Origin of the sequence: uncultured Alistipes sp., from assembly GCF_902388705.1 — a bacterium.
In the GTDB taxonomy this organism is placed as follows: domain Bacteria; phylum Bacteroidota; class Bacteroidia; order Bacteroidales; family Rikenellaceae; genus Alistipes.
In genome coordinates this window covers 1-24,891 of sequence record NZ_CABMQJ010000014.1, presented here as the reverse complement: position 1 = coordinate 24,891, position 24,891 = coordinate 1, and the positions used below count along the sequence as shown (strand labels likewise).

12 protein-coding genes are annotated in these 24,891 nt (G+C 60.0%); 7 read left to right on the top strand and 5 right to left on the bottom strand.

Going from position 1 to position 24,891, the window contains the following annotated elements; genetic code table 11:
• The first annotated feature begins 1 nt into the window (after position 1).
• The 6 genes from QZT71_RS05875 to QZT71_RS05850 all read left to right on the top strand — a co-directional run bounded on the left by QZT71_RS05875 (position 2) and on the right by QZT71_RS05850 (position 11,296).
• On the top strand, positions 2 to 1,432 hold the full coding sequence (locus tag QZT71_RS05875) for a sialate O-acetylesterase (protein ID WP_295913799.1): 1,431 nt from the start codon (positions 2 to 4) through the stop codon (positions 1,430 to 1,432).
• Positions 1,433 to 1,462: 30 nt separating this feature from the next.
• Positions 1,463 to 2,182, top strand: coding sequence for a GDSL-type esterase/lipase family protein (locus tag QZT71_RS05870; protein ID WP_295913796.1), 720 nt, complete (start codon positions 1,463 to 1,465; stop codon positions 2,180 to 2,182).
• Positions 2,183 to 2,203: 21 nt separating this feature from the next.
• Positions 2,204 to 4,183, top strand: coding sequence for a sialate O-acetylesterase (locus QZT71_RS05865; RefSeq protein WP_295913795.1), 1,980 nt, complete (start codon positions 2,204 to 2,206; stop codon positions 4,181 to 4,183).
• Positions 4,184 to 4,403: 220 nt separating this feature from the next.
• The gene (locus QZT71_RS05860; RefSeq protein ID WP_295913793.1) at positions 4,404 to 8,441 is read left to right on the top strand and encodes a two-component regulator propeller domain-containing protein; all 4,038 of its coding nucleotides are present in this window, start codon (positions 4,404 to 4,406) and stop codon (positions 8,439 to 8,441) included.
• A 98-nt stretch (positions 8,442 to 8,539) separates the two neighbouring features.
• Entirely contained in the window at positions 8,540 to 9,826 is a 1,287-nt protein-coding gene (locus QZT71_RS05855; RefSeq protein WP_295913791.1) for an MFS transporter, read from the top strand.
• Between the two features lie 135 nt (positions 9,827 to 9,961).
• Positions 9,962 to 11,296: a sulfatase-like hydrolase/transferase gene (locus QZT71_RS05850; protein ID WP_295913788.1), complete on the top strand. Its 1,335-nt coding sequence runs from the start codon at positions 9,962 to 9,964 to the stop codon at positions 11,294 to 11,296.
• Between the two features lie 231 nt (positions 11,297 to 11,527).
• On the opposite strand, the gene QZT71_RS05845 is transcribed toward QZT71_RS05850, so the two are convergent.
• The 5 genes from QZT71_RS05845 to QZT71_RS05825 are packed head-to-tail and all read right to left on the bottom strand — an operon-like array spanning position 11,528 to position 22,403.
• On the bottom strand, positions 11,528 to 12,904 hold the full coding sequence (locus QZT71_RS05845; RefSeq protein WP_295913784.1) for an SGNH/GDSL hydrolase family protein: 1,377 nt from the start codon (positions 12,902 to 12,904) through the stop codon (positions 11,528 to 11,530).
• 34 nt (positions 12,905 to 12,938) lie between these two features.
• Positions 12,939 to 15,095: a GH92 family glycosyl hydrolase gene (locus QZT71_RS05840; protein WP_295913780.1), complete on the bottom strand. Its 2,157-nt coding sequence runs from the start codon at positions 15,093 to 15,095 to the stop codon at positions 12,939 to 12,941.
• Between the two features lie 37 nt (positions 15,096 to 15,132).
• Complete coding sequence (locus QZT71_RS05835) at positions 15,133 to 17,457, bottom strand: GH92 family glycosyl hydrolase (protein ID WP_295913777.1); 2,325 nt, start codon at positions 17,455 to 17,457, stop codon at positions 15,133 to 15,135.
• Positions 17,458 to 17,489: 32 nt separating this feature from the next.
• Entirely contained in the window at positions 17,490 to 19,826 is a 2,337-nt protein-coding gene (locus tag QZT71_RS05830; protein WP_295913775.1) for a GH92 family glycosyl hydrolase, read from the bottom strand.
• Positions 19,827 to 19,835: 9 nt separating this feature from the next.
• Positions 19,836 to 22,403, bottom strand: coding sequence for a glycoside hydrolase family 38 C-terminal domain-containing protein (locus QZT71_RS05825; protein WP_295913773.1), 2,568 nt, complete (start codon positions 22,401 to 22,403; stop codon positions 19,836 to 19,838).
• 577 nt (positions 22,404 to 22,980) lie between these two features.
• On the opposite strand from QZT71_RS05825, the gene QZT71_RS05820 reads away from it, so the two are divergent.
• The gene (locus QZT71_RS05820) at positions 22,981 to 24,621 is read left to right on the top strand and encodes a DUF6377 domain-containing protein (RefSeq protein WP_295913771.1); all 1,641 of its coding nucleotides are present in this window, start codon (positions 22,981 to 22,983) and stop codon (positions 24,619 to 24,621) included.
• Positions 24,622 to 24,891: the final 270 nt, after the last annotated feature.

Here is a 24,891-nt window from a genome sequence, read left to right as displayed (position 1 = left end):
GATGAAGAAATTTTGTGTGCTGGCGCTCCTGCTGTGTGCGGCGTGGACGTCGGATGCGAAAATCAAGCTGCCTGCCATCGTCGGCGACAATATGGTGCTGCAACAGGGCGCCGATGTCAAAATATGGGGCTGGGCGGCACCGAAAGCCGAAGTCAGCGTCGCACCTTCGTGGTGCGGCGCCGTTCGGACCAAAGCGGACAAAGGGGGGCGCTGGTGCGTGGCCGTGGCCACCCCGGCCGCCTCGTTCGAGCCGCGCAGCATCACCCTCGGCGACGGTGACGGCGAACCCGTCACGCTGAAAAACATCCTTATCGGCGAAGTCTGGCTCTGCTCGGGGCAGTCCAACATGGAGATTCCCGTGCAGGGCGGCCGCGACTGTCCGATCGAACATGCGCAGGAGATCATCGTCGAGAGCGCACAGTATCCCGACGTGCGGCTCTTTTCGGTCAAAATCGACGGCGGGCTCCGTCCCAAAGAGGATGTGACGGGCGCATGGTGCGAAGCCTCGCCCCGGACGGTCAAGACGTTCAGCGCCATCGGGTACCTGTTCGGCCGCAACCTCCGCAGGGCGCTGAACGTCCCGGTGGGAATCATCAACAGCAGCTGCGGCGGCACGTGGATCGAAGCGTGGTTCCCGGCGTCGCTGCAACGGCATTTCGCTGATTTCGACCCGGCATCAATCGCCACCCGCGAGGGGCAGAGCGGCATGAACACGGTCGAGATACTTTACAACGGGATGATTTATCCGCTGCACAACTTTGCAATCAAGGGATTCTGCTGGTACCAGGGCTGCTCCAATGTCGGCCGCAGCACCTGCTATGCCGACAAGATGGTGGCGATGATCGACCATTGGCGCGCGTTGTGGGGCGGCGAGCGCAAGCCGTTCTACTATGTCGAAATCGCGCCCCACGAAGACGGCGAGCAGAACGTCAACGAGGCGCTGGTGCGCGAGCAGCAGGCCCGGGTGATGGAGATGACCGACAACGTGGGGATGGTCTGCACCAACGATTTGGTTTACGATTACGAGGCCTGGAACGTGCATCCCAGCCAGAAGGAGCCCATCGCCGGGCGTCTGGCCTGCTGGGCGTTGAGCCGGGACTACGGCTACGGCGATGCGGTCAAGACCATCGGGCCGCGGTTCCGATCGATGGAGGTGCTGGAGGGCGGTGTCGTCCGGGTGCATTTCGACGGCAGCGACTGCGGATTCCTCGTCAAGGGGGAGATCGAGGGTTTCGAGCTGGCCGGCAGCGACGGGGTGTTCCGTCCCGCAAAGGCCGTGCGCAGGCGTCCCGACCCCACGGTGCTCTACGTCTCGAACTACGACGTGGGAAATCCGGTATATTTGCGCTATAATTTCAAGAATTGCAGCATCGGTCACCTGTGGGACGCTTTCGGACAGCCCGTAGTGCCGTTCCGGACGGATAATTTCTAACTTTGTGTAACCTCATCAAATTATTTGAAAATGAAAAAAACAATAGCAATCCTTTTGTTCTGCCTGCTCGCCTCCGGCGTTTGTTCCGGCCAGGCCTACTCCGATTTGCTCTACCGGGACTGGGCCGGGCTCCGGGCTTATGCGCAGGTGAATAAAACACTCTCCGCCGCACATCCCGAGGTGGTTTTCATGGGTAACTCCATTACCGAGGGGTGGTTCAACCAGCATCCCGACTTCTTCAAGAAAAACAATTTCGCGGGACGCGGCATCGGCGGCCAGACCTCCTCGGAGATGCTGGTGCGGTTCCGCCAGGACGTCATCGACCTCCATCCCAAAGTGGTCGCGATCCTGTCGGGGACGAACGACATCGCGATGAACAACGGCTATATCGCCCTCGAAAACACGGTGCAGAATATCGTTTCGATGTGCGAACTGGCCCGCTTCAACGGAATCAAGGTGCTGCTGTGCTCCGTCACGCCGGCGGCCAATTTCAACTGGCGGCCGCAGGTGGAGCCGGCCAAACTCATTCCGAAGCTCAATGCGATGCTCAAGGAGTATGCCGATGCGGCCGAGGGCGTGGAATACGTCGACTACTTCTCCGCCATGGCCGACAAGGACAACGCCATGCTTGGGGAGTATTCGCCCGAGGGGTGCCATCCCAACGGCGAGGGCTACAAGGTCATGGAGCGGATTATCGTCCCGGCGATTAACAAGATAACCGGCAGCAACAAACAATATTTCATGTATTAAAACCGGAAATTCGAAACCATTATGAAGCTTAAACGAACCCTCTTCCTGCTGCTGGTGGCGGTGCTGCCCCTGCAACTCGCGGCCAAAATCACGCTGCCTGCCATCTTCACCGATAACATGGTGTTGCAGCAGCAGAGCGATGTGAAAATCTGGGGCAAGGCCAAGCCCGGCAAAACGGTGAAAGTCACCACCTCCTGGAACGGAAAAACCTATGAGGTGCGGGCCGGCGAGTCCGGCCATTGGCGGGCGACGGTGTCGACCCCGGCGGCAGGCGGCCCCTATACGGTCACTGTTTCGGACGGCAAGCCCGTCGAACTGAAAAACGTGCTGATCGGCGAAGTCTGGCTCTGCTCGGGGCAGTCCAACATGGAGATGCGCATCGCAGACCGCGTGCTGAACTACGAACAGGCGATGCAGCAGGCAGGCCGCTACAAGAATATCCGCCTGCTCCATATCGACAATACGACCAGTCCCGCACCGCTCGACGAAGCTGCGGTGCGGCACGGCGGCTGGCAGGTGTGCTCGGGCGAAAATATCGCCGACTTCTCGGCCGTGGGTTATTTCTTCGGCAGGGAGCTGAACGAGAACCTGGACGTACCCGTCGGCCTGATCGAATCGTGCTGGGGAGGAACCTATGCCGAGTCGTGGACGAGTGCCGGGGCGCTGTCCGAGATTCCGTGGTTCCGGCCCCGGATCGAGAAGGTGAAGCAGATACCGCACTCCCCCGAGGAACGGACACGGATGTTCTACGACGACATCGACGCGTGGCGTGAGCAGATGATGCAGGCCGAGCAGGCGTTCGAGCAGGGCCGTGCCGTTTGGGCCGAGTCCTCGTTCGACGACTCGTCGTGGGGCGAAATCGCGGTTCCCGGATTCGTGCAGGATCAGGGACTGGACGGTTTCAGCGGCTTCATGTGGGTGCGCAAAACCGTGGATATTCCGGCTGCATGGGCGGGCAAGGAGCTGACGCTCACCCTTTCGGCGATAGACGACAACGACTTCACCTACTTCAACGGCGTCGAGGTGGGACACACCGAAGGCTGCCTCGCATTGAGGAGCTATAAGATTCCTGCGTCGCTGGTCAAGGCCGGCAGGGCGACCGTTGCCGTGCGCGTGATGGATACGGGCGGCAAGGGCGGAATCTTCGGCGATCCGGAGGGCATTGCGCTCTGCAAGTCGGACACGGAGAAACTGCCCCTGGCCGGAGCGTGGAAATACAAGGTGTCGCTGGGGCTCGGCGAGGCGCCCGACATGCCAATCAACACGGCCACGGAACCCAACTACCCGACCTTCCTCTACAATGCGATGATCAATCCGCTGGTGGATTATGCCATCCGCGGCGCGATCTGGTACCAAGGCGAGGCCAACGTGGCGCGGGCGGCGCAGTACCGCGACCTGCTGCCCCTGATGATTCACGACTGGCGGCAGCAGTGGGGTTATGCCTTCCCGTTCTACATCGTGCAGCTTCCCAATTACATGAAGGCGCAGGAGGGCCCCGAGGAGTCGGACTGGGCCGAGCTGCGCGAGGCGCAGAAACACACGCTCCGCCTGGAGAATACCGGAATGGCCGTAACGATCGATGTCGGCGACGGCGACGATCTCCATCCGAAGAACAAACCCGAGGTCGGCCGGCGTCTTGCGCTGATTGCCCGGGCGCAGACCTACGGCGAGCGGATTCCCTGCTCGGGGCCCGTGTACGACTCCTACGGCATCGAGGGCAATACGATTCGCATCCGGTTCTCGCATACGGACGGCGGGCTGAAAACGTCGGACGGCGGCGCCGTCAGGGGGTTCTACATCGCGGGCGCCGACCATGAGTTTCACGCGGCGGATGCCGTCGTCGAGGGGAATTCGGTCGTGGTGTCGTCGAAAGAGGTGCGTTTCCCGGTCGCCGTGCGTTACGCATGGGCGAACAATCCGGTCTGCAACCTTTACAACGGCGCCGGCCTGCCGGCGGGGCCGTTCCGCACCGACGACTGGGCGCGCAGCGCGAAAAAATAACGGATGCGGCGGCAGGCGGTGTTTGCCGCCGCATTGTCCCGGATTGCGCGGCTATCCGCGTCCGGGCCTGTTGCAGGTTATGACAGGGCATCGCCCTGTCATAACTTTTCGGTTCCGGGCGGCCGGTGCCGGCACCCATGTTCCGGTTCGGCGCGGCAATTGTATGAAACGTCCCGGAATTCCGTAAAAAATCCTATCTTTGCATACAAGCGAAAAATTTATGTCGAGGAAATTTGTCCTTTTATTGCTGTCGGCATTCGTCGCAGCCGTGCCGTTCTCCGATGCGGCGGTGAAATACAACACGCTTACCAATGCGAACGGATTGTCGAACAGTTCGGTCAACTGCATCTACCAGGATTCGACCCGGCTGCTCTGGATAGGTACGTGGGACGGCCTGAACGTATACAACGGGTATGATTTCAAAACCTACAAGTTCGCGCCGGACAATGCGAATACGATTTCGAACAACGTAATCCGCAATGTCGTCGAGGAGGCGGAGGGCATTATCTGGGTGTCTACCGATTACGGAGTCAACCGGATCGACGTGAAAAACGACCGGATCGAGCGCTTCTACCCGGGCTACGAGGACAACGGCCCGACGGCCGAGGGGGTCTTTTCCGTCGCGGCTGCTGCGGACGGCACCGTTTTCTGCGCCGCCACGGGCTGGGGAATCGCATACTACGACAGGGCACAGAACCGCCTCGTCGCCCTTAATGTCCCGCAATTCAATTCGTCGAAAATCCGCAATATCTGCTATGCAGGGAAGAATACCCTGCTGCTGCATACGATGCGGCATGAACTGGTGCGGATTCGGTACAGCGTTTCCGGTTCCGGAAACATCGAAGTGCGGGAAAAAACCGATTTGTTCTCCCGGGACGGCATCCGGGGCCTGTTCGACTGCCGGACGGCGGTTTATGTGGCCAGTGCCGACGCACTCATTTACAGGTACGACTGCCTGACGGGGGAAATTTCCCCGCTGGATAAATTTCCCCCCCCCGCTGCCAGTGATGCCGTACGGGCGGTTACCCAGAGCGGCGAGCGGCTGATTGTCGCTTTCGGAACGTCGGGTGTATACAGTTATGATCTGGCGGAGGAAACCTGCTCCAGAATGCCGCATATGCCAGCCATCAACATCCTTTCGCTCTGCTCCGGCAGCCAGGATATTCTGTGGGTCGGCAGCGACGGGCAGGGCATTATCGGCATATACGACGACGGCATCGCGTTCAACAAGGTGCCCAACAGCCGCCTGTTCGATGCCAGGAGCTGTCCGGTGCGCTCGTTTTACCGGGACGCCGGCGGGAACCTCTATGTGGGGACGAAAGGCAACGGCATCTGCATGCTCCGTCCCGACGGCACCCGGGGCGCCGCCTATGACGTGAGCCGGGGGTTGAGCAATAATTTCGTCTATTCGCTGGCAGAGGGGTACGACGGCGACATGTTCATCGGCCACGACGGGGCAGGGCTCGACGTGCTTTCGTTCTCGACGGGGCGCATATCGACCGTAAAGCCCGCGGAGGGAGCCCGTTTCGGCTCGGTCTATGCCATTCTGCGCGATTCGGAGAACGGCTGCCTCTGGCTCGGAACCAACGGCTACGGCCTGATTCGGCTGCAGCTGCGCCCCTTTGGCGGACAATACGTGGTCCAGAGACAGGAGGTATACGTCAACGACAAGGAGGACGATACGTCGTTGAGCAACAATACGGTCTTTTCGATCGTCCCGGCGGGCGACGGGAAACTGTGGGTCGGCACCCGCGGCGGCGGTCTGAACCTTTTCGACGTCCGCACCCGGAAATTCGCCCATTACACGGTCTCTTCGGGCGAGTATCCGATCAGCAGCAACGACATCCTGTCGCTGTACGTGAGCCGGGATTCGACCCTGTGGATCGGTACGAGTTACGGCCTGAACCGGCTGTGCCGCGACGCAAAGGGACAGGCCGGATTCCGGTGGTACGTCGAGAAGGACGGCCTGCCGAACAATACCATCCACGGCATCCTGGAGGACGACGCGGGCTATCTGTGGTTGAGTACGAACAAGGGGCTTTCGCGGCTGAATCCCGGCGACGACGAAATCATCAATTATTACAACAACGAAGAGCTGCAGAGCTATGAATTCTCCGACGGCGCCTATTACCGCTGCGAAGACGGCAAGATGTACTTCGGGGGCGTAGACGGGTTCAACTGGTTCGATCCCCGGGACATCCACGTGCGGACGTACGCCCCGCCCGTGCTGTTCGATAATTTCTACATCAAGCAGGAGCCGATGCCCGGCTTCCGGGCCGACCGGGAGATCGTGCTCACGCACAGCGAGAACTTTTTCAGCATCCAGTTCTCCGCCCTGGAGTATGTCCGCAACAACAACTGCGAGTACGCCTATATCCTCAAAGGGTTCAACAACGACTGGGTGCATATCGGCACCGACAACACGGCGGTGTTCACAAACGTCCCGCCCGGAAGGTACGAGTTCTGCGTGCGGTGTACCAACGGCGACAAGATCTGGAGCGACAAGACCGCGGCGCTGCTCATCAGGGTGCGTCCCCCGTGGTGGAGCACGGTGTGGGCCTACGTGGTGTACACCGTATTGAGCCTCGTGATCCTGTACGTCGTCTGGTTCATCGTCAACGAGCGTATCGAACAGCGGCGCCAGCTGCTGATGGAGTCGTTGAGCAAACGGCGGCAGAGCGACAGCTACGAGGCGAAACTCCGCTTCTTTACGAGTATCGCCCACGAGTTCTGCACCCCGCTGACGCTCATATACGGCTCCGGCGAACAGCTGCTGAACAATTACAGCCTGGCGCCCGACGTCGCCCGGCACCTGCGCATCGTCAAGAACAACGCCGCCCGCATGCAGCACCTGATCGGCGAGCTGATGGAGTTCAGGCGCGTCGACACCGGGAACTATGCCCCGAGGTACTCCATGGTCAACGTCACGGAGCTCATTTCGACCATCGTCGACAATTTCAGCGAACCCAACGAGCAGCGCCGCATCGATTTGCGCGTCAGCCTGCCGGAGCGGGAGGTGCTCATCGTGAGCGACATGAACGCATTGGAAAAGATTCTCTACAACCTGATTTCCAACGCCTACAAATACACTCCGTCCGACGGGTACATACACGTCGAGCTCGGGGTGGCTCCCCGCATGACGACGGTTCGTGTGACCAACTCGGGCAAGGGTATCAAGCCCGAGGATATAGGCCGTATTTTCAACCGTTTCGAAGTGCTCGACAATTTCGAGCGGCAGGCCAACGAAGGAAAGATCATGCGCAACGGCATCGGGCTGGCGCTCGCCAGGAGCCTGGCCAACATGATGTCCGGGAACATTACCGTCGCGAGCAAGCCCGGCGAATATACCACCTTCACCCTGTCGCTGCCCGAAGTGGGGCGGGAGCTGATCACGCAGCCCGAACAACAGGGCGTGCACGAAAGTCCGCCGCCCGTCGAGCAGGACGATGTGCCCGAACCGGTGACCTGCGCCCCGGGCGCCGACGGAGGGATTATCCTGGTGGTCGACGACGAAAAGCAGATACGCGACCTGATTTCCGAAATCCTCTCCGGGGAGTATACCGTCATACAGGCCGCCGACGGCGCGGAGGCCATCGATATCCTCAAGCACCGGCGCCCCGATTTGATTCTGAGCGACATCAGCATGCCGAACATGGATGGACTCGAACTGCTCAAATATGTGAAAAGCAACGAAATCACGAAATATATCCCGTTCGTGTTCCTGACTTTCAAAACCGACGTCGAGCATGAAATCCACGGCTACGAGATGGGCGGCGAAGCTTATATTTCCAAGCCGTTCCACCCCAAACACCTGCAGGCCGTAGTGCACCGCATACTCAACAACCGCCTCTCGCTGCGCGATTATTACAACTCGGTGCTCTCCTCCTCGGATGTCTACGAGGGGAATGCGATCGATGCCGACGACAAGAAGTTCATCGTGCAGCTGACCAACATCATCGAGGAGAACATAACGGACGAGGGGCTATCGTTGAGTTTCCTGTGCGAGAAGATGTTCGTCAGCCGCATGGGGCTGTACCGTAAAATCAAGGATATTACGCAGATGACGCCGAGCGAGTATATCCGTTCGGTGAAGATCAACCATGCGACGCACCTGCTGAAAACGACCAACATGACCGTGCAGGAGATCATGTTCTGCTCGGGTTTCAACAACAAATCCTATTTCTACCGCGAATTCGCCAAAATATACCACATGTCCCCGAAAGAGATGCGGGAAAAGGAGCGCGGGACGGGACAATAGGCCCGATTTGGCGTGCGTATATACGTTTCGGTTACAATAGTATACCTTGCAAAGGTGCCGTGAGGCTACCTTTGCAAGGTATTACTATAACTACTGACATGAAAGACACTACCGCCTCGACGCCCGGCAGCGGCATTTTCAGCAGGGCTTTTTCGGAAATCAGGCATTTCGGAACCTATCCGTTCAACATGCGGATACTGTTGTTGACCAACATGCTCTATGCGTTCGTCCTGCCGGTCGTGGAGCTGTTCGTCGGCACCTACATCATGCGCAACAGCTCGGAACTGTCGTATGTGGTGGGCTACCAGCTGGCCGTCTATACCGGCATCCCCCTTACCTTTTTGGTCAACGGGTTTCTCATGCGTCGTATCCGCATCTCGCATTTATACTCGTTCGGCATGCTGTTGAGCGGCGTTTCGATGGCCGTGATGATGTCGCTCGAAACGCTCGAACTGGGCGGAATCGTCGTCGCAGGGCTGATTATGGGCCTCTCGTACGGATTTTTCTGGGCCAACCGCGATTTTCTCGCCCTGAACTCCACCGACGACGGCAACCGCAATTATTATTACGGACTTGAAAGTTTCTTCAATACGGTCGCCGGCGTCGTCGTGCCCGGTATGATCGGCACATTCCTGGGCGCTACGGCCGACCACAACTGGCTCGGCGGCAATATCAACCTGGCCTATAAGCTGGTGACGGTATTCGTCTTCGCGCTCACCATCACGGCGTCGGCCGTGGTTTTCCGGGGCCATTTCTCCAATCCCGGCAAAGAGCGGTTCATCTACTTCCGCTTCGATAAGCTCTGGAACAAGATGATGCGGCTGGCCGTCCTGAAAGGCATCGCGCAGGGCTATATCGTCACCGCGCCGTCGATGCTGGTCATGACGCTCGTCGGGAACGAATCGACGCTCGGGACGCTCCAGTCGATCAGCGCCATCGTGTCGGCCGTGCTGCTCTACCTGCTGGGCCGCTTCACTTCGTCGCGGCACCGGGTGCTGATATTCTCCTCGGGCCTGCTGCTCTTCGCGCTGGGCGGGGCGTTCAACGCCGCCCTCTACTCGGCCACGGGCGCGATTGTCTTCATGCTGTGCCTGGTGATGGGCCGTCCGCTGATGGATTTGGGCTATTTCCCGATTCAGCTGCGGGTAATCGACTATGTCAGCAACAAGGAGAAGCGCAACTCCTATGCGTATATCTTCGTCCACGAATTCGCGCTCTATTTCGGGCGCTTCTTCGGCTGCGGGCTGTTCATCGTGCTGACGATATGGGTGTCGGATACCTTCGCGATTCGTTATGCGCTGCTGATTATCGGCATCATACAGCTGCTCTCGATCTCCATTGCGCGCAATATCACCCGGACGCTCGACCGGCTGGGGAACAGGTAGGCGCGAGTGCGCCGTCGGGGAAGGATTTCGCCGTGCCTGTATTTCGTCGGGAACGATGCGTTGTCCGGGTGTCCGGAGTGAAAGGCAGGTGCTGCCGGCTGGCGGGGCGAGTGTCGACCCCAATAATATACCGATATGGATAAAAAAAGATTTTTGTTAGGCGCCGGCGGCCTTTTGCTGGCGGGAGCGGCACATGCGCAGGCGGCAAAACCCAACGTCATCGTCATCTATACCGACGACCACGGGACGCTGGACGTGAATTGTTTCGGTGCCCCCGACCTGTATACGCCCAACATGGACGCATTGGCGGAGAGCGGCGTGCGTTTCACACAGTTCTATGCGGCTCCGGTCAGTTCGGCCTCTCGCGCCTGCCTGATGACCGGACAGTTCGCCCGGCATGCCGGACTTACCGGCAATGCGGGCCTGACCGGACTCCGGCCCGAAAAGGAAACGATTGCCGAGCGTATGAAAGCCGCCGGCTACCGGACGGCCTGCATCGGGAAGTGGCATCTGGGCTCCCGGCCCGAATACGCTCCCAACAACCAGGGGTTCGATTATTTCTGGGGGTTCCTGGGCGGTTGCATCGACAGCTATTCGCACTTCTATTACTGGGCCGGGCCGAATGTGCACGACCTTTGGCGCAACGGGCAGGAAATTCACTACGAAGGCAAATTCTTCACTGCCGAAACGCTGCGTGAAGCCAAGGAGTTTATCCGGGAGGGGGATAAGCGGACGCCGTTCTTCCTTTACTGGGCCGTCAATATCCCGCATTACCCGCTGCAACCCGAGGAAAAATGGCTCGAGTACTACGCGGAACTGCCGAATCCGCGGCGCATGTACGCCGCATTCGTTTCCACGTTCGACGATTACCTGGGCGAGCTGCGTACCTTCCTCGCGGCACAGGGACTGACCGACGATACGATTATCGTCTTCCAGTCGGACAACGGGCACAGCACCGAGGTGCGTACGTTCGGAGGCGGCGGTTACTGCGGCGACTACCGCGGTGGCAAATTCTCGCTTTTCGAGGGCGGCATCCGCGTCCCCGCCGTCATAAGCTGGCCGGGACACCTGCCCGCAGGCGAAGTTCGCGAGCAGGTGGCCATGAACATCGACTGGTTCCCGACCCTGCTCGAGCTGTGCGGAGTGGATGCCGCGGGTGCCGATGTGGACGGGAAGAGTATCGTGCCGCTTATCCGCGACGGTTCCGCGGCGTCGCCCCACGACGTGCTGCATTTCGATTTCGAGAAGCAGTGGGCCGTCCGGCAAGGGGACTGGAAACTGATATGCAATGCGATCGACGTGCTGCCGAACGACGGGAACAAGACGCTTGAAGGACTGTTCCTGACGAACTTGAAGGAGGATCGTACCGAATCGGTGAATCTGATCGGCAAATATCCCGAAAAGGCGAAAGAGTTGCTGAAACTGCGGGAGGCGTATGTGGCCTCGCTGTCGGGCGGAAAGGGAAAGTGACCGCAGGCGGGTACGGGGCTGCCGGAAGCGTACGGTAGATCCGTGGTTTGCCGGCGCTGTCCGGGACGCGCTCTTTCCGAAACGTGGCCTGTTCGGGGCGTATGGTTTCGGTGCCTGTGTCTGCTGAATGCCTACGATGGTACATATGATGCTGCACTGCGGAGCTGTGCAACGATAAAAACAAAGGCAGGGGCTCGAAAGCCCCTGCCTTTGTTTTTATGCCGCTGCCGGTCAGTTCCGGCGCAGGACAATCTGCCGCTTCTGCGGCTTGTTGATTTCGTAAATCGTCCGCACGAGCAGTTCCATCTCCTGTGCGCGCGCCTCGCGCACATGCGGGTGCATGAGTTTGGCGTAGTTCTCGCGATGAATCTGGAGCCAGATGTTCTTGCCCTTTTCGGAATCGAGCACCTGCACGGCATGGGCGTCGTTGGCGTCGAGCAGCCCCTTGTTCTGGAAGAAGTCGTACTGTATCCAGGCGTAGTCGCGGAAGTTGCGCTCGATTTCCCAGCGGTATTCGTTGAGGTACATCACTTCCATCGCCTGCCGGTACTGGGGCGTGTTCTGCTGGGCGAGGTTGATGCCCGCGCCGAGCTCTTTTGCGCTCCACGTGCCGATTCGCTCCCCGTCGATGTAGAGCGTGTAGTCGCCCTTGAGCCCCTTGACGGTCAGCATCTCCCGGTTCATCTCTTCGGTAAAGGGCACCAGTTCGGTCGCCCTGGCCTGGCTGCGTTTGGCGCCCATGCCGTGCGCTACCGTGTCCAGCGGGTAGGGCAGTGCATCGGCCAGGTAGTCGAACGCGATTTCCCGGTTGTTGCGGCGGATGTTCGTGATTTCGCAGTTGCTGGCCTTGATTACTTTCGCACCCGCGGCGTCGATTTGCATGTCCGCCACCTCCTTGCCGGCGAAGCCCTGCGCCTTGAGGTAGAGGTAGGCCATGACCATGTGCCCGTCGTTGTCGGGATGGATGCGGTCGCCCATCGACAGCGAGAACGAGGGCTGCCGGGCCTGTACGCGTTGGCCGATTTCGACCATCGGGGCGCTGAAATCCACGAACTCCCAGCCGTTTGCCTCGGCCGACTGTTTCTGGAACCCGACGACACGGTCCATCACGGCGTTTTTGCCGCGCAGCGGGGTGTTCTCGATTTGTGCGGTTTCGTCGTAGGGCGAACCCCCGAGCATCACCACGCGCACGCCGTCGAGCGACTGCAGGCGCTTCTCCATCATTTTGAAGTTGTCGTAACACTCCCGGTACCGTTTCTGGCCGAACTCTTCGGCGTTGTCGCCGTTGTACTCCATGTAGCCCGTGTCGTTCATGCCGAACGTGACCGTGAGCACCGTGGGGCGTTTGCTCAATACGTCGCCGTCGAGCCGCTTGTACATGTCGCCCGCGGTTTCGCCGCCGATGCCGGCGTTCATCACCCGCACGTCCATGTACGGGAAGCGGGTCATGTAGTAGAGCCAGATGTAGGAGTGGTAGTGCCCGCCGTCGGTGATGCTGTTGCCCAGGAAGACGGCGCGGTCGCCGTCCTTGAAAGGCGCGACCTGCTGTGCTGCTGCGGAGGCGCAGATGCAGAGTGCCGCCGCAAGGGATAAAACGATGTTTTTCATTGTATACTGTCGGTGTTTTTAGGTAAAATAGTCCTTATTCGTACGAGGGCGGCAGGGCGGTCTTGCCCCAGTTCCCGGACGGTTTGGCCGAGGTCGTGTATTCCAGCGTCGCGCCGTTGCGCAGCGCCTCCCAGTCGATCCACGTGCTGCCGTGAGGTTTCCCGTCGAGTTTCAGTGCCGTGGTGTAGATTTGCTTTTCGGAGCCTCCGGTGATGGTGATGTCGCCGTGCCTGAGGTGGATTACGATCCGGTCGAATACCGGTGTGTTGAGCGTGAAGCCGCCGACGCCCGGAATCATCGGGTAGAGTCCCGAGCAGGCGAAGACGTACCACGCTCCCATTGTCCCGAGGTCGTCGTTGCCCGGCAGGCCGTCGGGTGCGCTCGTATACTGCTCGTTGAGGATGCGGTTGATGACTTTCGAAGCCTTGTCGGGCCGTCCCACCCAGTTGTAGACCCACGGAATCTGGAAACTCGGCTCGTTGCCCGAAGCGAACCACGGGTCGTTGTAGCCGGCGTCGAGCCGTACGAAGAATTCGTCGAGCCGTTTCTCGGCCGCGGCCTTGCCGCCCATGATTTCGATCAGCCCGCCGAGGTCGTAGGGAACCATCCAGAAATAATTCTTGTAGGTCGACTCGCGCCAGTCTTCGCCCAGCGGTTTCCACGAACCGTCGGCATTGCGCGATTGCAGCCATCCGGTTTCGGGGTTGTAGAGGTTCTTCCACGAGCGGGCGTAGTGGAAGTAGCGCCAACTGGCGAACTCGTCGCCGCAGGCATGCAGCGCGAACTGCCCGATGGCGAAGTCCGACGAGGTGTATTCGAGTTGCTCCGAAGCGTTGTAGTATCCTTTTTCGAGGTATTGCTGCAATCCCGGGCGCTCCTCGACCTCCTGCGACCGGGCGCCCGGCACCTCGGCGTTCTTCCGCATGATTTGGAACAGCGGATAGGGGTCGTAGTCCTGTGCGCCGAATGCCCATGCGTTGGAAATCAGAATCGGCGTGGGGTCGCCCTGCATGATGCCGGTTTCGATGTTGGCCATCACCCAGCGGGGATAGGCGCCGCCGGACTGCTCGGCGAAATGCTGGTGCGAGAGCACCACGTCGGAGGCCACGTCCGGCGTGAGCATCGAGAGCAGTTGGATTTGCGTGCGGTAGGTGTCCCAGTTGCTGAACGAGGTGTACTGTTTCGAGCGGCTTTTGTGCACCCGGAAATCGGCGCCCATGTATTCGCCGTTCACGTCGCTGCAAACGTTGGGGTGGATGAACACGCGGTAGAGGTGGGTGTAGAACTGGGTGAGGCGGTCGGGATTGGTGCCCTCGGCCTCGATGCGTCCCAGGTATTCGTTCCATTTCGACTCGGCGGCGCGCTGCACGGCGGCGAAGTCCCATCCGGTGTTCTCGGCCGCAAGGTTCGCGCGCGCGTTCTCCACCGAAACGTACGAAACGCCGATTTTGTACTGTACGCTGCGCCCTTCGCGGAGGTCGAACGTGAAGTAGACGCCCGACTCCCGGCCTTCGGCGAAACGTCCGCCCGGAGTAAGCCTGTCGCCTTTCCAGATGCCCGTTTCGGCGGCTTGGGCGTCGAACTCGGCGACGAAGTAGACCTTGTACGGGGTGCGTACGCCGCAGAAGCTGCCGCCCTCGGCATACCCCTCGCAGCTGCCGGGGCCGGTGATGACGACGGCCGCCTGTTCGATCGGCGTCGCGGCGATGCCCGCGCCGATGATGACGGTGCCGAAGTCGTTCCTCGCAGGATATTCGTAGCGGGCCATGCCGGTGCGCTCGGTGACGGTGAGCCGGGCCTTGATTGCCTCCTGCACGGTGGCTTCGTAGTATCCGGCGTGGCCCGCCTCGCCGGAGATGTCCACGCGGTAGTCGAGGATATTCTCGGGCGATACGTCGAGCCTGCCCTGCACGGGAAGCGTCGGGAAGTTGCCCATGTGGCTGCAGCCCCCGCCGCTCAACTGGTTGATGACGAATCCGCCGCGTTTGGCGAAATAGGTGGGTGTGAACTGCACCATTCCGAAGGGGTAGGTCGCTCCGGGGTAGAGGTATCCGGAGGTCAGCCCCACGCCTTTGGTGCCGATCAGGGTGTTGACCTTGCCGGCGTAATCGCCGCCCTGCGCAAAGGCGCAGGTGGCGGCGATCAGCAGTGTCGGCAGCAGGGCGAAACGTATTTTCAGGAATCCGAACATGTCCTTTCTGTTTTTGTCGCTTGGAATGCCCCCTCCCTTATTCGGGCCGGGAGAGCGAGAACGGCGAGGCGTCCTTGCCCGTACCGCGCTGTTTGTTGGGTTCGGGGCCCATCACCAGGCGCATGACGCCGCCGTCGGTGATGTCCTTGTAGGTGATGTAGTTCTTGTCGAGCGGTTTGCCGTTGAGCGTGGCCGACTGGATGTAGACGTTCTGCTGCGAGTTGCCGTCGGCTTCGATGACGAATTTCCGGCCGTCCTCCAGCGTGATGGTCGCCTTGCGGAATACGGGGCTGCCCAGCACGTACTGGTCGGTGCCGGGGCAGACGCTGTAAATGCCCAGCGAGCTCAAAATATACCACGAGGACATGCCGCCCTGGTCTTCGTCGCCCGGGTATCCGCGCTCCGAGGAGTTGTAGAGGCGGCTGGTGATTTGCCGCGACCAGTATTGGGTCTTCCACGGCTGGCCGGCGTAGCTGTACATGTAAATCATGTGCTGGATGGGCTGGTTGCCGTGGGCGTACTGTCCCATGTCGGCCAGCTCCATCTCCTTCATCTCGTGAATCATGCCGCCGTAGGTGCCCGGCTTGATGACGTTCGGCGCGGTGAACACCGAGTCGATCTTGGCCGTGAACGCCTCGTCGCTGCCGTAGAGGTTGATAAGCCCCTGCACGTCGTGGAACACCGACCAGTTGTAGTGCCATGCGTTGCCCTCGCAGTAGGGGCCGCCCCACTCGTAGGGGTCGAACGGCGCGAGCCAGCTGCCGTCCTTGAGGCGGCCGCGCATGAAGCCCGTCTCCTTGTCGAAGACGTTGCGGTAGTTGTACATCACGCGTGCGAAAATCTCCTCGTAGAATTTGTTGCCCGTCATGCGCGCCAGCTGGTAGCCGCAGAAATCGTCATAGGCGTATTCGAGCGTCTGTGCCGTCGAACCCATCGACTCGGGGTAGGAAACATAGCCCAGCTGCCAGTACTCCTTCCATCCGGCGCGGCCGTTCGCCCCGCCCCACGGGCCTTTGTTCATCGCCTCTTTGGCATAGGCTTTCAGTGCCTTTTCGGGGTCGAACGTCCGGATGCCCTTGGCCCATGCGTCGGCCAGCAGCGAAATCGAGTGGTTGCCGATCATGCCGCCCGTTTCGCCGGGCGCCGACCACGAAGGCAGCCAGCCGCACTGCTCCTGTGCCGCCAGCAGCGCGTTCATGTAACGGCCCTGCATCGTCGGATGCAGGATGTTGGTGAGCGGGAACTGCGAGCGGAACGTATCCCAGAAGCCGTTGTCGGTATACATGTAGCCCGAGTAGACCTTGCCGTCGTAGGGGCTGTAATAGTAGGGGTTGCCCTCGGCGTCGCGTTCGTAGAATTTGCGCGAGAAGAGGTTGGCGCGGAACAGGCACGAGTAGAACGTGCGCAGCTCCTCGTCGGTGCCGCCCTCGACGGCGATGCGGCCCAGCAGGGCGTTCCATGTCTCGGCGCCCCGTTTTTTGGTCGCCTCGAGCGTCTTGTCGGCGCCCAGCTCCCGGTTCAGGGTGAGCAGCGCCTGTTCGGGGCTGATGTAGGACGAAGCGGCTTTGGCCTGCACTTTTGTACCGGCCTTGAAACGCACGTAGGCGCCGTAGCCCTTACCCTCGCCCTCGGTCTTGCCGGGGAAGCGTTCGCCGTGCTCGCTCTCCCAGAGGCCGTACTCCTCGAACGGCTTATCGAACTGGATGACGAAGTAGTTGCGGAAGTTCTCCGAATGGTTCACGAAGCGCTGGTTGTTCACCCAGCCCGAGATCTGCCGTTTCGCCGGGTCGATTTTCATCTCGCTCATGGCGATATAGCCGTCGAGCACCAGGTAGGCCGCCTCCTTTTTGGGGTAGGTGAAACGCAGGTGCGCGCCGCGCGTGGTGGGAGCCATCTCGGTGGTGATGCCGTTGTCGAGCGTCACCTTGTAGTAGTGCGGTTTGGCGATTTCATTCGCGTGGCTGAATTTCGAGGCCCGCTCGTCCTGGTCGACGACCAGTTTCCCGACTTCGGGCATCAGCGAGTAGACCGCGTAGTCGCTCATCCACGGGCTGCACTGGTGCGCCTGCTGGAAACCGCGGATTTTGTCGACGGCGTACTGGTATTTCCAGCCCTCTCCGTTGGGGCCGGTCTGCGCCGCCCACGTGTGCATCGCATACGGCATGGCCGTGGTGGGGTAGGTATTGCCGTAGCTCAACTCGAATTTCGAGTCGGTCCCCTGCAGGGTGTTCACATACTGTACGTAATCCTGCTTCTGCGCGAAGGCGCCCGGCAGGACGAGGATGCTGAAAACGACCGACGCGGCGAGCCTTTTCAGGAAAAGTCGTTGCCGTGAGCGGCAACCGTTGACCGAATATTCCATAAATTTATTTTAAGTTGGTTATTGCCTGTTTTTCAAATGCCCCATTCGGTATTGGGCGTGTCGCCCATATACAGTTCGAGCGTGCCTCCCGCCGCGATGTCGGCAAAGTCGAGGCTGGACTTGGCGTAGGGCCTGCCGTTGAGCTCCGCCCGCTGGATATAAACGTTCGAGGGGCTGTTGCCGTGTGCGACGACCGTGAACGTGCCGCCCGGCGCATAGGCCGGGTCGAGGCGCAGTTCGATGCGGTCGAATACGGGGCTGGTGATTTCCATCCGCGTGTCGCCGGGGCACGAAGGGTGCAGGCCCGACGCCGCGAGCACGTACCAGGCCGACATCTGGCCGGCGTCCTCGTTGCCGACGATGCCCTCGACCTTGTCGGCGTAGGCCTTGTCGCAGATGTAGCGCGTCCATTTCTGGGTCAGCCACGGCTGCTGCAGCCGGTTGAAGAGGAAAGGCACCAGGTGCACCGGTTCGTTGGCGTGGTTGTAGTAGTCGTTCCAGAGCATGTCCGCGGGGGTCTTGTCGAAGAACTCCGTGAGGTCTTTCAGCACGGCGTCGCGGCCGCCCATCAGGCGGACCATGCCCTCCACGTCGTGCGGCACGAACCACCCCTGCTGGTAGGGATTCGATTCGATGCAGCCGTACCATTCGGTCGTCCGCGCATGCTCGGGCCACGGCTCCCACGTCCCGTCGGCGCGGCGCGGGCGGAACCACCCCTTCTCCTTGTCGAAGATATTGCGGTAGGCCTCCCCTTTGCGGGCGTACAGGGCGGCGTCCTCCCTCTTGCCGAGCTGTGCGGCCAGTTGCGAGAGGCACCAGTCGGTATAGGCGTATTCGAGCGTATGCGAAATGCACAGCTCCGACGGCGTGTATCCCAGCGGATCGTTGCCGAAGCGTCGCGAGGTGTTCACGGCGTAGCGGTAGGCTTTTTCGGCGTCGTAGCTCCGGATGCCCTTCGCGTAGGCGTCGGCCAGCACCGAGAGCGCCGGATTGCCCAGCATGCAGCCCGAATAGGCGTTGACGATCTCCCAGCGCTCGAAGTATTCGCGGCCGCTCTGGTCGGCCATCGTGATGAGCGAGTTCAGCAGGTCGCTGACCAGTGCGGGGTTGATGACGGTTTGCAGCGGCATCTGGCTGCGGAAGACGTCCCAGCCGCTGAAAATCGTCCGTTTGGTGAATTTGCCCTCCGTGGCGTGCGTGCGTCCGTCCGCCCCCGGGTAGCGGCCGTCGACGTCGGTCAGGATGCGGGGGTCGATCATCGTGTGGTAGAGCGCCGTGTAGAAGATTGTCTTCTCTTCGTCGCTGCCGCCCTCGATGCGGATGCGGCCCAACTCTTCGTTCCACTGTTCGCGGGCGTCGCGTTTCACTTCGTCGAAGGTCTTGTCGGCGATCTCCGCCTCGAAATTTTTCCGGGCGCCCTCCATGTCCACGAACGAAATGCCCGCCTTGAGGACGATTTGCTCGTCCGCTGCGGTTTCGAACTCGGTGAAGAAACCGATGTGTTTGCCTTCGATTTCGCCGATGCCCGTGACTACGGGCGCTTCGGCCACGCGCTTGAGGTAGGGAATGCCGACCACTTCGTCTTTTTTGCGCGTCCAGTCGTCGGGAATGTCGGCGCTCCAGAAGCCGTAACGCTCGATCGGTTTGCTGAAACGTGCGTGGAAGTAGACCGTGTAATCGACGTTGCCCTCGCCGTTGCCCCAGCCGCCCGTGGCGGGCGTGCACCTGATCCATCCGGCGATGGTGTGTTTGTCGAGCACCTTGACGTATTGGCGTTCGGCCGTACCGCCGACCCGGCGCGCCAGGTCGATCTGGATACGCGACAGCTCGTTGGCGGGGAACGTGAAGCGCAGGATGCCGCAGTGCGGCGTGGCCGAACTTTCGGCCCTGATGCCGTAGTCGGTCAGGCAGGCGCTGTAATAGCCTGCGGCGGCCGTTTCACTCGCCTTGTCGTAGCGCGAACGGTACCCGCCGATGCTGCCGTCCTCCTTGCCTGCGATTTTCTGCAGGGGCCCGGTCGTCGGCATGACGAGGAAGTTTCCCAGGTCGCCGAACCAGCCCACGCCGCTCATCTGCGTGAAGGCGAATCCCTCGATGGTCGTGTGTTCGTAGCTGTATCCGGGGCTGTTGTCCCCGCCCGTAATGGTGTTCGGGCTTACCTGCACCATGCCGTAGGGGGTCGTGGCCCCGGGGAAGGTTTTCCCCAGTCCGTGGTAGACGCCTGCGGCGCTGGTGCTCGTGCTCGCCCCGATGAACGGGTTCACGTAGTCGGCCGGGGAGAATTCCTCCGCGCCGCTTTGTGCGGTGCATCCGGCGAATCCCGATAATAAAAGAAAAAGCAGTGTTTTGGCTCTGTTCGGGTAATACATGGCTTGTTGCTATTTTGTCAGTCGAAGTGTTTTGAGTCCGAAGCGGGGCATCCCGATTTCGATTTCCGACCGGCCGCCTTTGCGGCGGACGTCGTGCCGGGCCGTCACGTTGCCGTTCAAATCGATTTCCTCGGCTTGCGATACCGGGAATCCGAATTTTATTTTCTGCAGGGCGGCATCCCCTGCGGCGTTGAAGAGGCGGACGACGATTCCGTCGCCGTCGAGGTAGGCGGCCGAAATCTCGTAGCCGCTTTCCGCCACGTCGATCAGCGAGGCGTTTTCGGGTGCGGCCTGCGGATAGGTCACGCAGGTCAGCGGCTCGTTCCACCGCAGGCTTTCGTCGTGGATGCCCGCGGCATCCCATGCCTTGCGGTGGGGAACCAGGGCGAAGCGGATGTGCGTCGGGCCGTCGATGGGGTAGTCGCGGCCCCAGAGCCCGTTCCCGGAGAACTGCACAATCATCCCGAGCGGGGAACCGCCGCCGTACGAATAGGAGGTAGTGTGGTCCGAGAGGAGCGCGAGGCCGTAGCCGTCGCCCTGCTCCGCGAGGTCGACCCAATGCAGGATGATGTTATGCTTGATGTTGTCCCACGTGGTGAAGTGGGTATTTTCCAACGTGCTTTTGCAGACGTCGAACGGGGCGTCCTTGTAGAGCGCGGGCGATGCGAGGTCGGCCGGGAAGAGCACGTTGAGGTTGAAACGGTCGTCGTAGAATGCCCGGTGGTTGTTGTTGAACGCGTCTTTCTGCCGGAAAGCGCCGATGCCGACGTTGTGCTGCCAGTCGATTTTCAGGTCGAAGTCGATTTTGCGGTCACCCTGCCGGAGCGTGATTGTCTGCGTGAACGGATGCGATTCGATGCGGCCGCAGATGCGGACGCTCTTTTCCAGCGCGTCGTCCCGCACCACGGTCACCGTTGCCGGGGCTTGGGCCGAAGAGTGGAATTCGCCCTGGTCGTAGAAGAATCCGCGCAACTCGCCGATGGCGTATTTGCTCCGCGAATCCGCGAACTCCTTGTTGCCGTCCTTTCTGGCCGTCAGGCTCGTGATGACGCCGCCCTTTGCCGGGTCAATGACGATGCGGTACATGTCGTTTTCGAGTACGTATTGGCCGTCGTTCCGTTCGCCGGTGCCGCCGTTGTTCCTTTTACCGGGTTTCTGTGCGGGCTCCGCGAAGTAGGTCGCGTATCCGAAGGCCGGAACGTCCGCTGCGAACAGCAGCTCCGTTTTCCCGTCGCGTACGGCGACGCTGGCTTCCACCTTTTTGCCTTTGGCGTCCGTGACGCTCACCTCTCCGCTGCCGAAACCCGCGGGCAGCAGGGCCGACACCGTTTCGCGGCGCGCGGTGCCGAGCGTATTGTAGACACGGAGGTAAATGCCGCGGCCGCGGGCGCCGTCCTCCGAAAAGCTGCTCCGGGCTTCGTCCGCGATTTTGTCGCACAGCGCATTGGTCGCGGCCGTCCAGCGGCGGATGTGATCCGCCCAGGTGCCCTGCTTGTGGAGCCCGTTGTAGGGAACGATCCACGAATCGTGGTGCTGTGCGAGCATCAGCGTGCGCCATGCCTCGTCGAGCGTCGGCTGGTCATAGGCGTAGCCGTTGGCGAGGTTGGCGATGACGCCCGTCTTTTCGGCCGTGACGAGTTTGTTTTCCGATTCGCGTACCTGTTGCGCGATGCGCTGCAGCACCTGGCTGCCCCATACGAGGCTTACGCGGACATCCTCCTGCGGCATGCGGTAGTCGTCCGTAGTACTGCCGTCGGTGATTTGTTCGAAATACTCCCGCCAGGTGACGTAGATCGAGTTGTTGCGGATGTGGTCGCCGAAGCCGATCCAGGGGCCGTATTTCCAGCCGGCGTCCTGGAAGCACATGCCCACCGGGTGGGCGATTCCGTATTTGATGCAGGCGTCGAGGTATTCGGTTTCATTGCCCCAGGCCGTGGTCTGCCATACGGAGTTCTCCTGGAGCTGCTCGCAGGCATGGCGCGGCGAGGTAAGGATCGAACTGCCGTCGGGGCCTGTCCAGTTGACAAGTTCGCCGCCGTAAGGGGCGGTGTAGCCTCCCCAGCAGGTGTTCGGGCACTTGAGCGACGCATATTTGAAACCGAAGAGTTTGAGTATCTGCGGCAGGCTGCTCGTGAAGCAGGGCTCTTCCACGGAGTAGGTGGTGAACTCCACCTGCGGAAAATGGCTGTGGATTTTGTGCATGCCGTAGGCGAACTGCCGGATGATGCTCTCGCCGGAGATGTTGTAGCAGTAGGGCTGGGCGTAGGTCGGGTTGGTGAACTCGACGCGTTTGTCGGCGGCAATCTCCTTGAGCCGGGCGTAGTCGGCCGGTGTCCTTACCTGTACCGTGTCCCAGGTTTCGGGCTCGATTTCCAGGCAAATCCGCCATTCGGGATGTGCTGCGAGCTGGTCGGTTATGAAGCGGGTTTTCCATTCGACGGGGTAGTGGCCGTAGATGCCGCCGTGGTAGCCGTCGACGAAATAGACGCGCTGCTGGGAAAAACCCGGGGTGCCCGGGACGAGGAGCAGCAGCAGGGAGATGCACGCTCCCCTGCCGGCTGCCGGCAGCCGGCGCATGCTGCGGAGTTTGCCCAAAATTGTTCGGGATACGCTGTGGAGAATTCCAAGTCCGTTGCGAGATGAGTTCATGGTCGTGTTGAGTTGGTTCGTAGAATTCGGATTCCTGCGGAATTCCAGTTTTACAAATTAACTTAAATAAACAGGAACCCCGAAAGGGAGTGAGGGGTAAAGTAGGTAGAAAAGTAAATGTACCTTTTTGGGAAAACGCTTGTTTGCAGTCTGTTGCGTGGTTTTGTCGCTGTGTATTTGGTAAACGGCGTAGAATCGGCCCGGAAGGCGGTAAAACCGCTTCCCGGCTGCCTGTGCCCGCAGGCGGGCTTCGTCGGGGGTATGCAGGGGCCGTCCGGAATCGCATTCGGACAGGCGATGTGCAGGAAATCGACCGGAAAATTGCAAAAGTCGTCGAAAATTAGTAAACTTGTAGAGGAAAACTTTTTTCTGGAAGGGAACGATATTGTTGATTCGAACATCTTATGCCTTCTCCGAGATGTACCCGGTGTTGTTGTCCGTTGGCCCCGGCAGGAGCGGGCCGGTTGACTTTCAACAGAAGATTTACACTGAAAACATTTGACGAATGAAAAAGTTGACTCTTATACTCTTCTTCGTGCTGGCCGGTTCGGCAGCTGCCCGGTGTGACAATGCCGGGACGGACGAATTGCTGCGCAACCTGAATGAAGCGATTGATAACCAGGCAGTATATACCGACGGTAAGAAAGCGGAAATCGAGGTGCTGCGGCAAAGGAAGCTGCGCGCCCAGAGTACGGAGGACATATATGCGATCAACCGCGAAATCATCGGCAATTACGAGTCGTTCATCTGCGACTCCGCCGAGTATTACATCCGGCAGAACCTTCGGATTGCCCGGAAACTCGGCAACCGCGACTATATCTCGGAGTGCGAGTTGCAGCTGGCTTTCATCTACTCGTTGTCGGGACTCTTCCTGCAGGCCAACGACATCTTCTCGTCGATCGAATACGACAGCCTGCAGGTCGACCAGAAGTGCCGCTATTACTGGAACCGCATCCGGTTCTACGAAAACCTGATGACCTATACCAACGACAGGGAGTTGTCCGAAACATACAAACGGGAAATCGGCATATGCCGGGATTCCGTCATGACGCTGCTGCCGGTCGGCACGAAGGAGTGGCAGACGGAAAGGGCTTTCAAACTGATGGAAAACGGCAGGCCGGAGGGCGCGCGGGATATATTCGACGGCATATTCCGGGCAGAGGAACCCGGCACCCACCAGTATGCCATGGCTGCGATGTGCCTGGCCAAGGCCTACGCGCAAATGGGCGACCGGGAACAGCAGGAGAAGTACCTGATTCTGGCGGCGACGACGGATATCCGGCTGGCGGTCAAGGAGAACGAGGCCCTGCTCGCGCTCGCCACACTTTTGTATGAAAAGGGAAATGTCGACCGGGCGTATTCCTATATCTCTTTTGCGCTGAACGATACCAACTTCTACAACTCCCGTTTCCGGAACACCGTCATTGCGCGCCTCTACCCCATAATCGAGAGCAGTTACCTTTACAGACTGGACAAGCAGCGGCGCAACCTGCGTTTTTACGCCACCATGTCGAGCCTGCTCGTCCTGGCGCTCGCCATCGGACTGTTCTTCTATTTCCGCCAGACGAAAATCATCTCCCGGGCCCGGCAGCACCTCAACCGGATGACGCAGGAGCTTATCGGCGTGAACAAGAGCCTCGACGAGGCCAACCTGGTCAAGGAGCGCTACCTGGGGTATTTCATGAACCAGTGTGCCATCTATGTCAATAAACTCGACAAGTACCGCAGGGATATAAACCTGAAGATCAAGAATAAGCAGTTCGACAGGCTGTACGACCTGGCCATACAGGCCCCCGGCAAGGAGGAAGAGGAGCTGTGCGCCAATTTCGACCAGGCGTTCCTGGATTTGTATCCCAACTTCGTGGAGAAATTCAATGCGCTGCTGCGTCCGCAAAACCGGTATGTGCTCGAGAACGGGCGCCTTAATACCGAACTGCGCGTCTTTGCGCTGATTCGGCTGGGGGTATCCGACGTGAACCAGATTGCCGACTTCCTGCACTGCTCGCCGCAGACGATTTACAACTACAAAAGCAAAATCAAGAAGAGCGCCCTCAACGGGGGTGAAAACTTCGAGGAAACGGTCAAAAACCTCGGTTCCCTGTCGCGGAATCCATCTCCATCCGGTTTACCAACCGACGAAGGGTGATGTTGTATAATATTCTGTATTAGAGTTTGTTGCAGATTATTTGCATTTCCCTGCATCTACTTTCCCGTTTAATGTCCATACGATTGACAAATTTTAAGGTGAAATTTGTATTAACCCCGTTTCCGGTATGCGGGGGTGCTATTTCCCGATCGTATGGAGAACCGTTATTTGCCGATACCACTGTTTGCCGCCGGGCGCCGCTGCGTTCCGGCGCAGGCGGTTTACCCCGGGGCAGACTGTGCCGGAGTTGCCGGCCGCCGGGCCGCCGGA

Coding starts and splice junctions, on each gene's coding strand:
- QZT71_RS05870 (WP_295913796.1), top strand. CDS start 1,463: ATGAAAAAAACAATAGCAATCCTTTTGTTCTGCCTGCTCGCCTCCGGC.
- QZT71_RS05840 (WP_295913780.1), bottom strand. CDS start 15,095: ATGTTCGGATTCCTGAAAATACGTTTCGCCCTGCTGCCGACACTGCTG.
- QZT71_RS05850 (WP_295913788.1), top strand. CDS start 9,962: ATGGATAAAAAAAGATTTTTGTTAGGCGCCGGCGGCCTTTTGCTGGCG.
- QZT71_RS05820 (WP_295913771.1), top strand. CDS start 22,981: ATGAAAAAGTTGACTCTTATACTCTTCTTCGTGCTGGCCGGTTCGGCA.
- QZT71_RS05830 (WP_295913775.1), bottom strand. CDS start 19,826: ATGTATTACCCGAACAGAGCCAAAACACTGCTTTTTCTTTTATTATCG.
- QZT71_RS05860 (WP_295913793.1), top strand. CDS start 4,404: ATGTCGAGGAAATTTGTCCTTTTATTGCTGTCGGCATTCGTCGCAGCC.
- QZT71_RS05875 (WP_295913799.1), top strand. CDS start 2: ATGAAGAAATTTTGTGTGCTGGCGCTCCTGCTGTGTGCGGCGTGGACG.
- QZT71_RS05835 (WP_295913777.1), bottom strand. CDS start 17,457: ATGGAATATTCGGTCAACGGTTGCCGCTCACGGCAACGACTTTTCCTG.
- QZT71_RS05825 (WP_295913773.1), bottom strand. CDS start 22,403: ATGCGCCGGCTGCCGGCAGCCGGCAGGGGAGCGTGCATCTCCCTGCTG.
- QZT71_RS05865 (WP_295913795.1), top strand. CDS start 2,204: ATGAAGCTTAAACGAACCCTCTTCCTGCTGCTGGTGGCGGTGCTGCCC.
- QZT71_RS05855 (WP_295913791.1), top strand. CDS start 8,540: ATGAAAGACACTACCGCCTCGACGCCCGGCAGCGGCATTTTCAGCAGG.
- QZT71_RS05845 (WP_295913784.1), bottom strand. CDS start 12,904: ATGAAAAACATCGTTTTATCCCTTGCGGCGGCACTCTGCATCTGCGCC.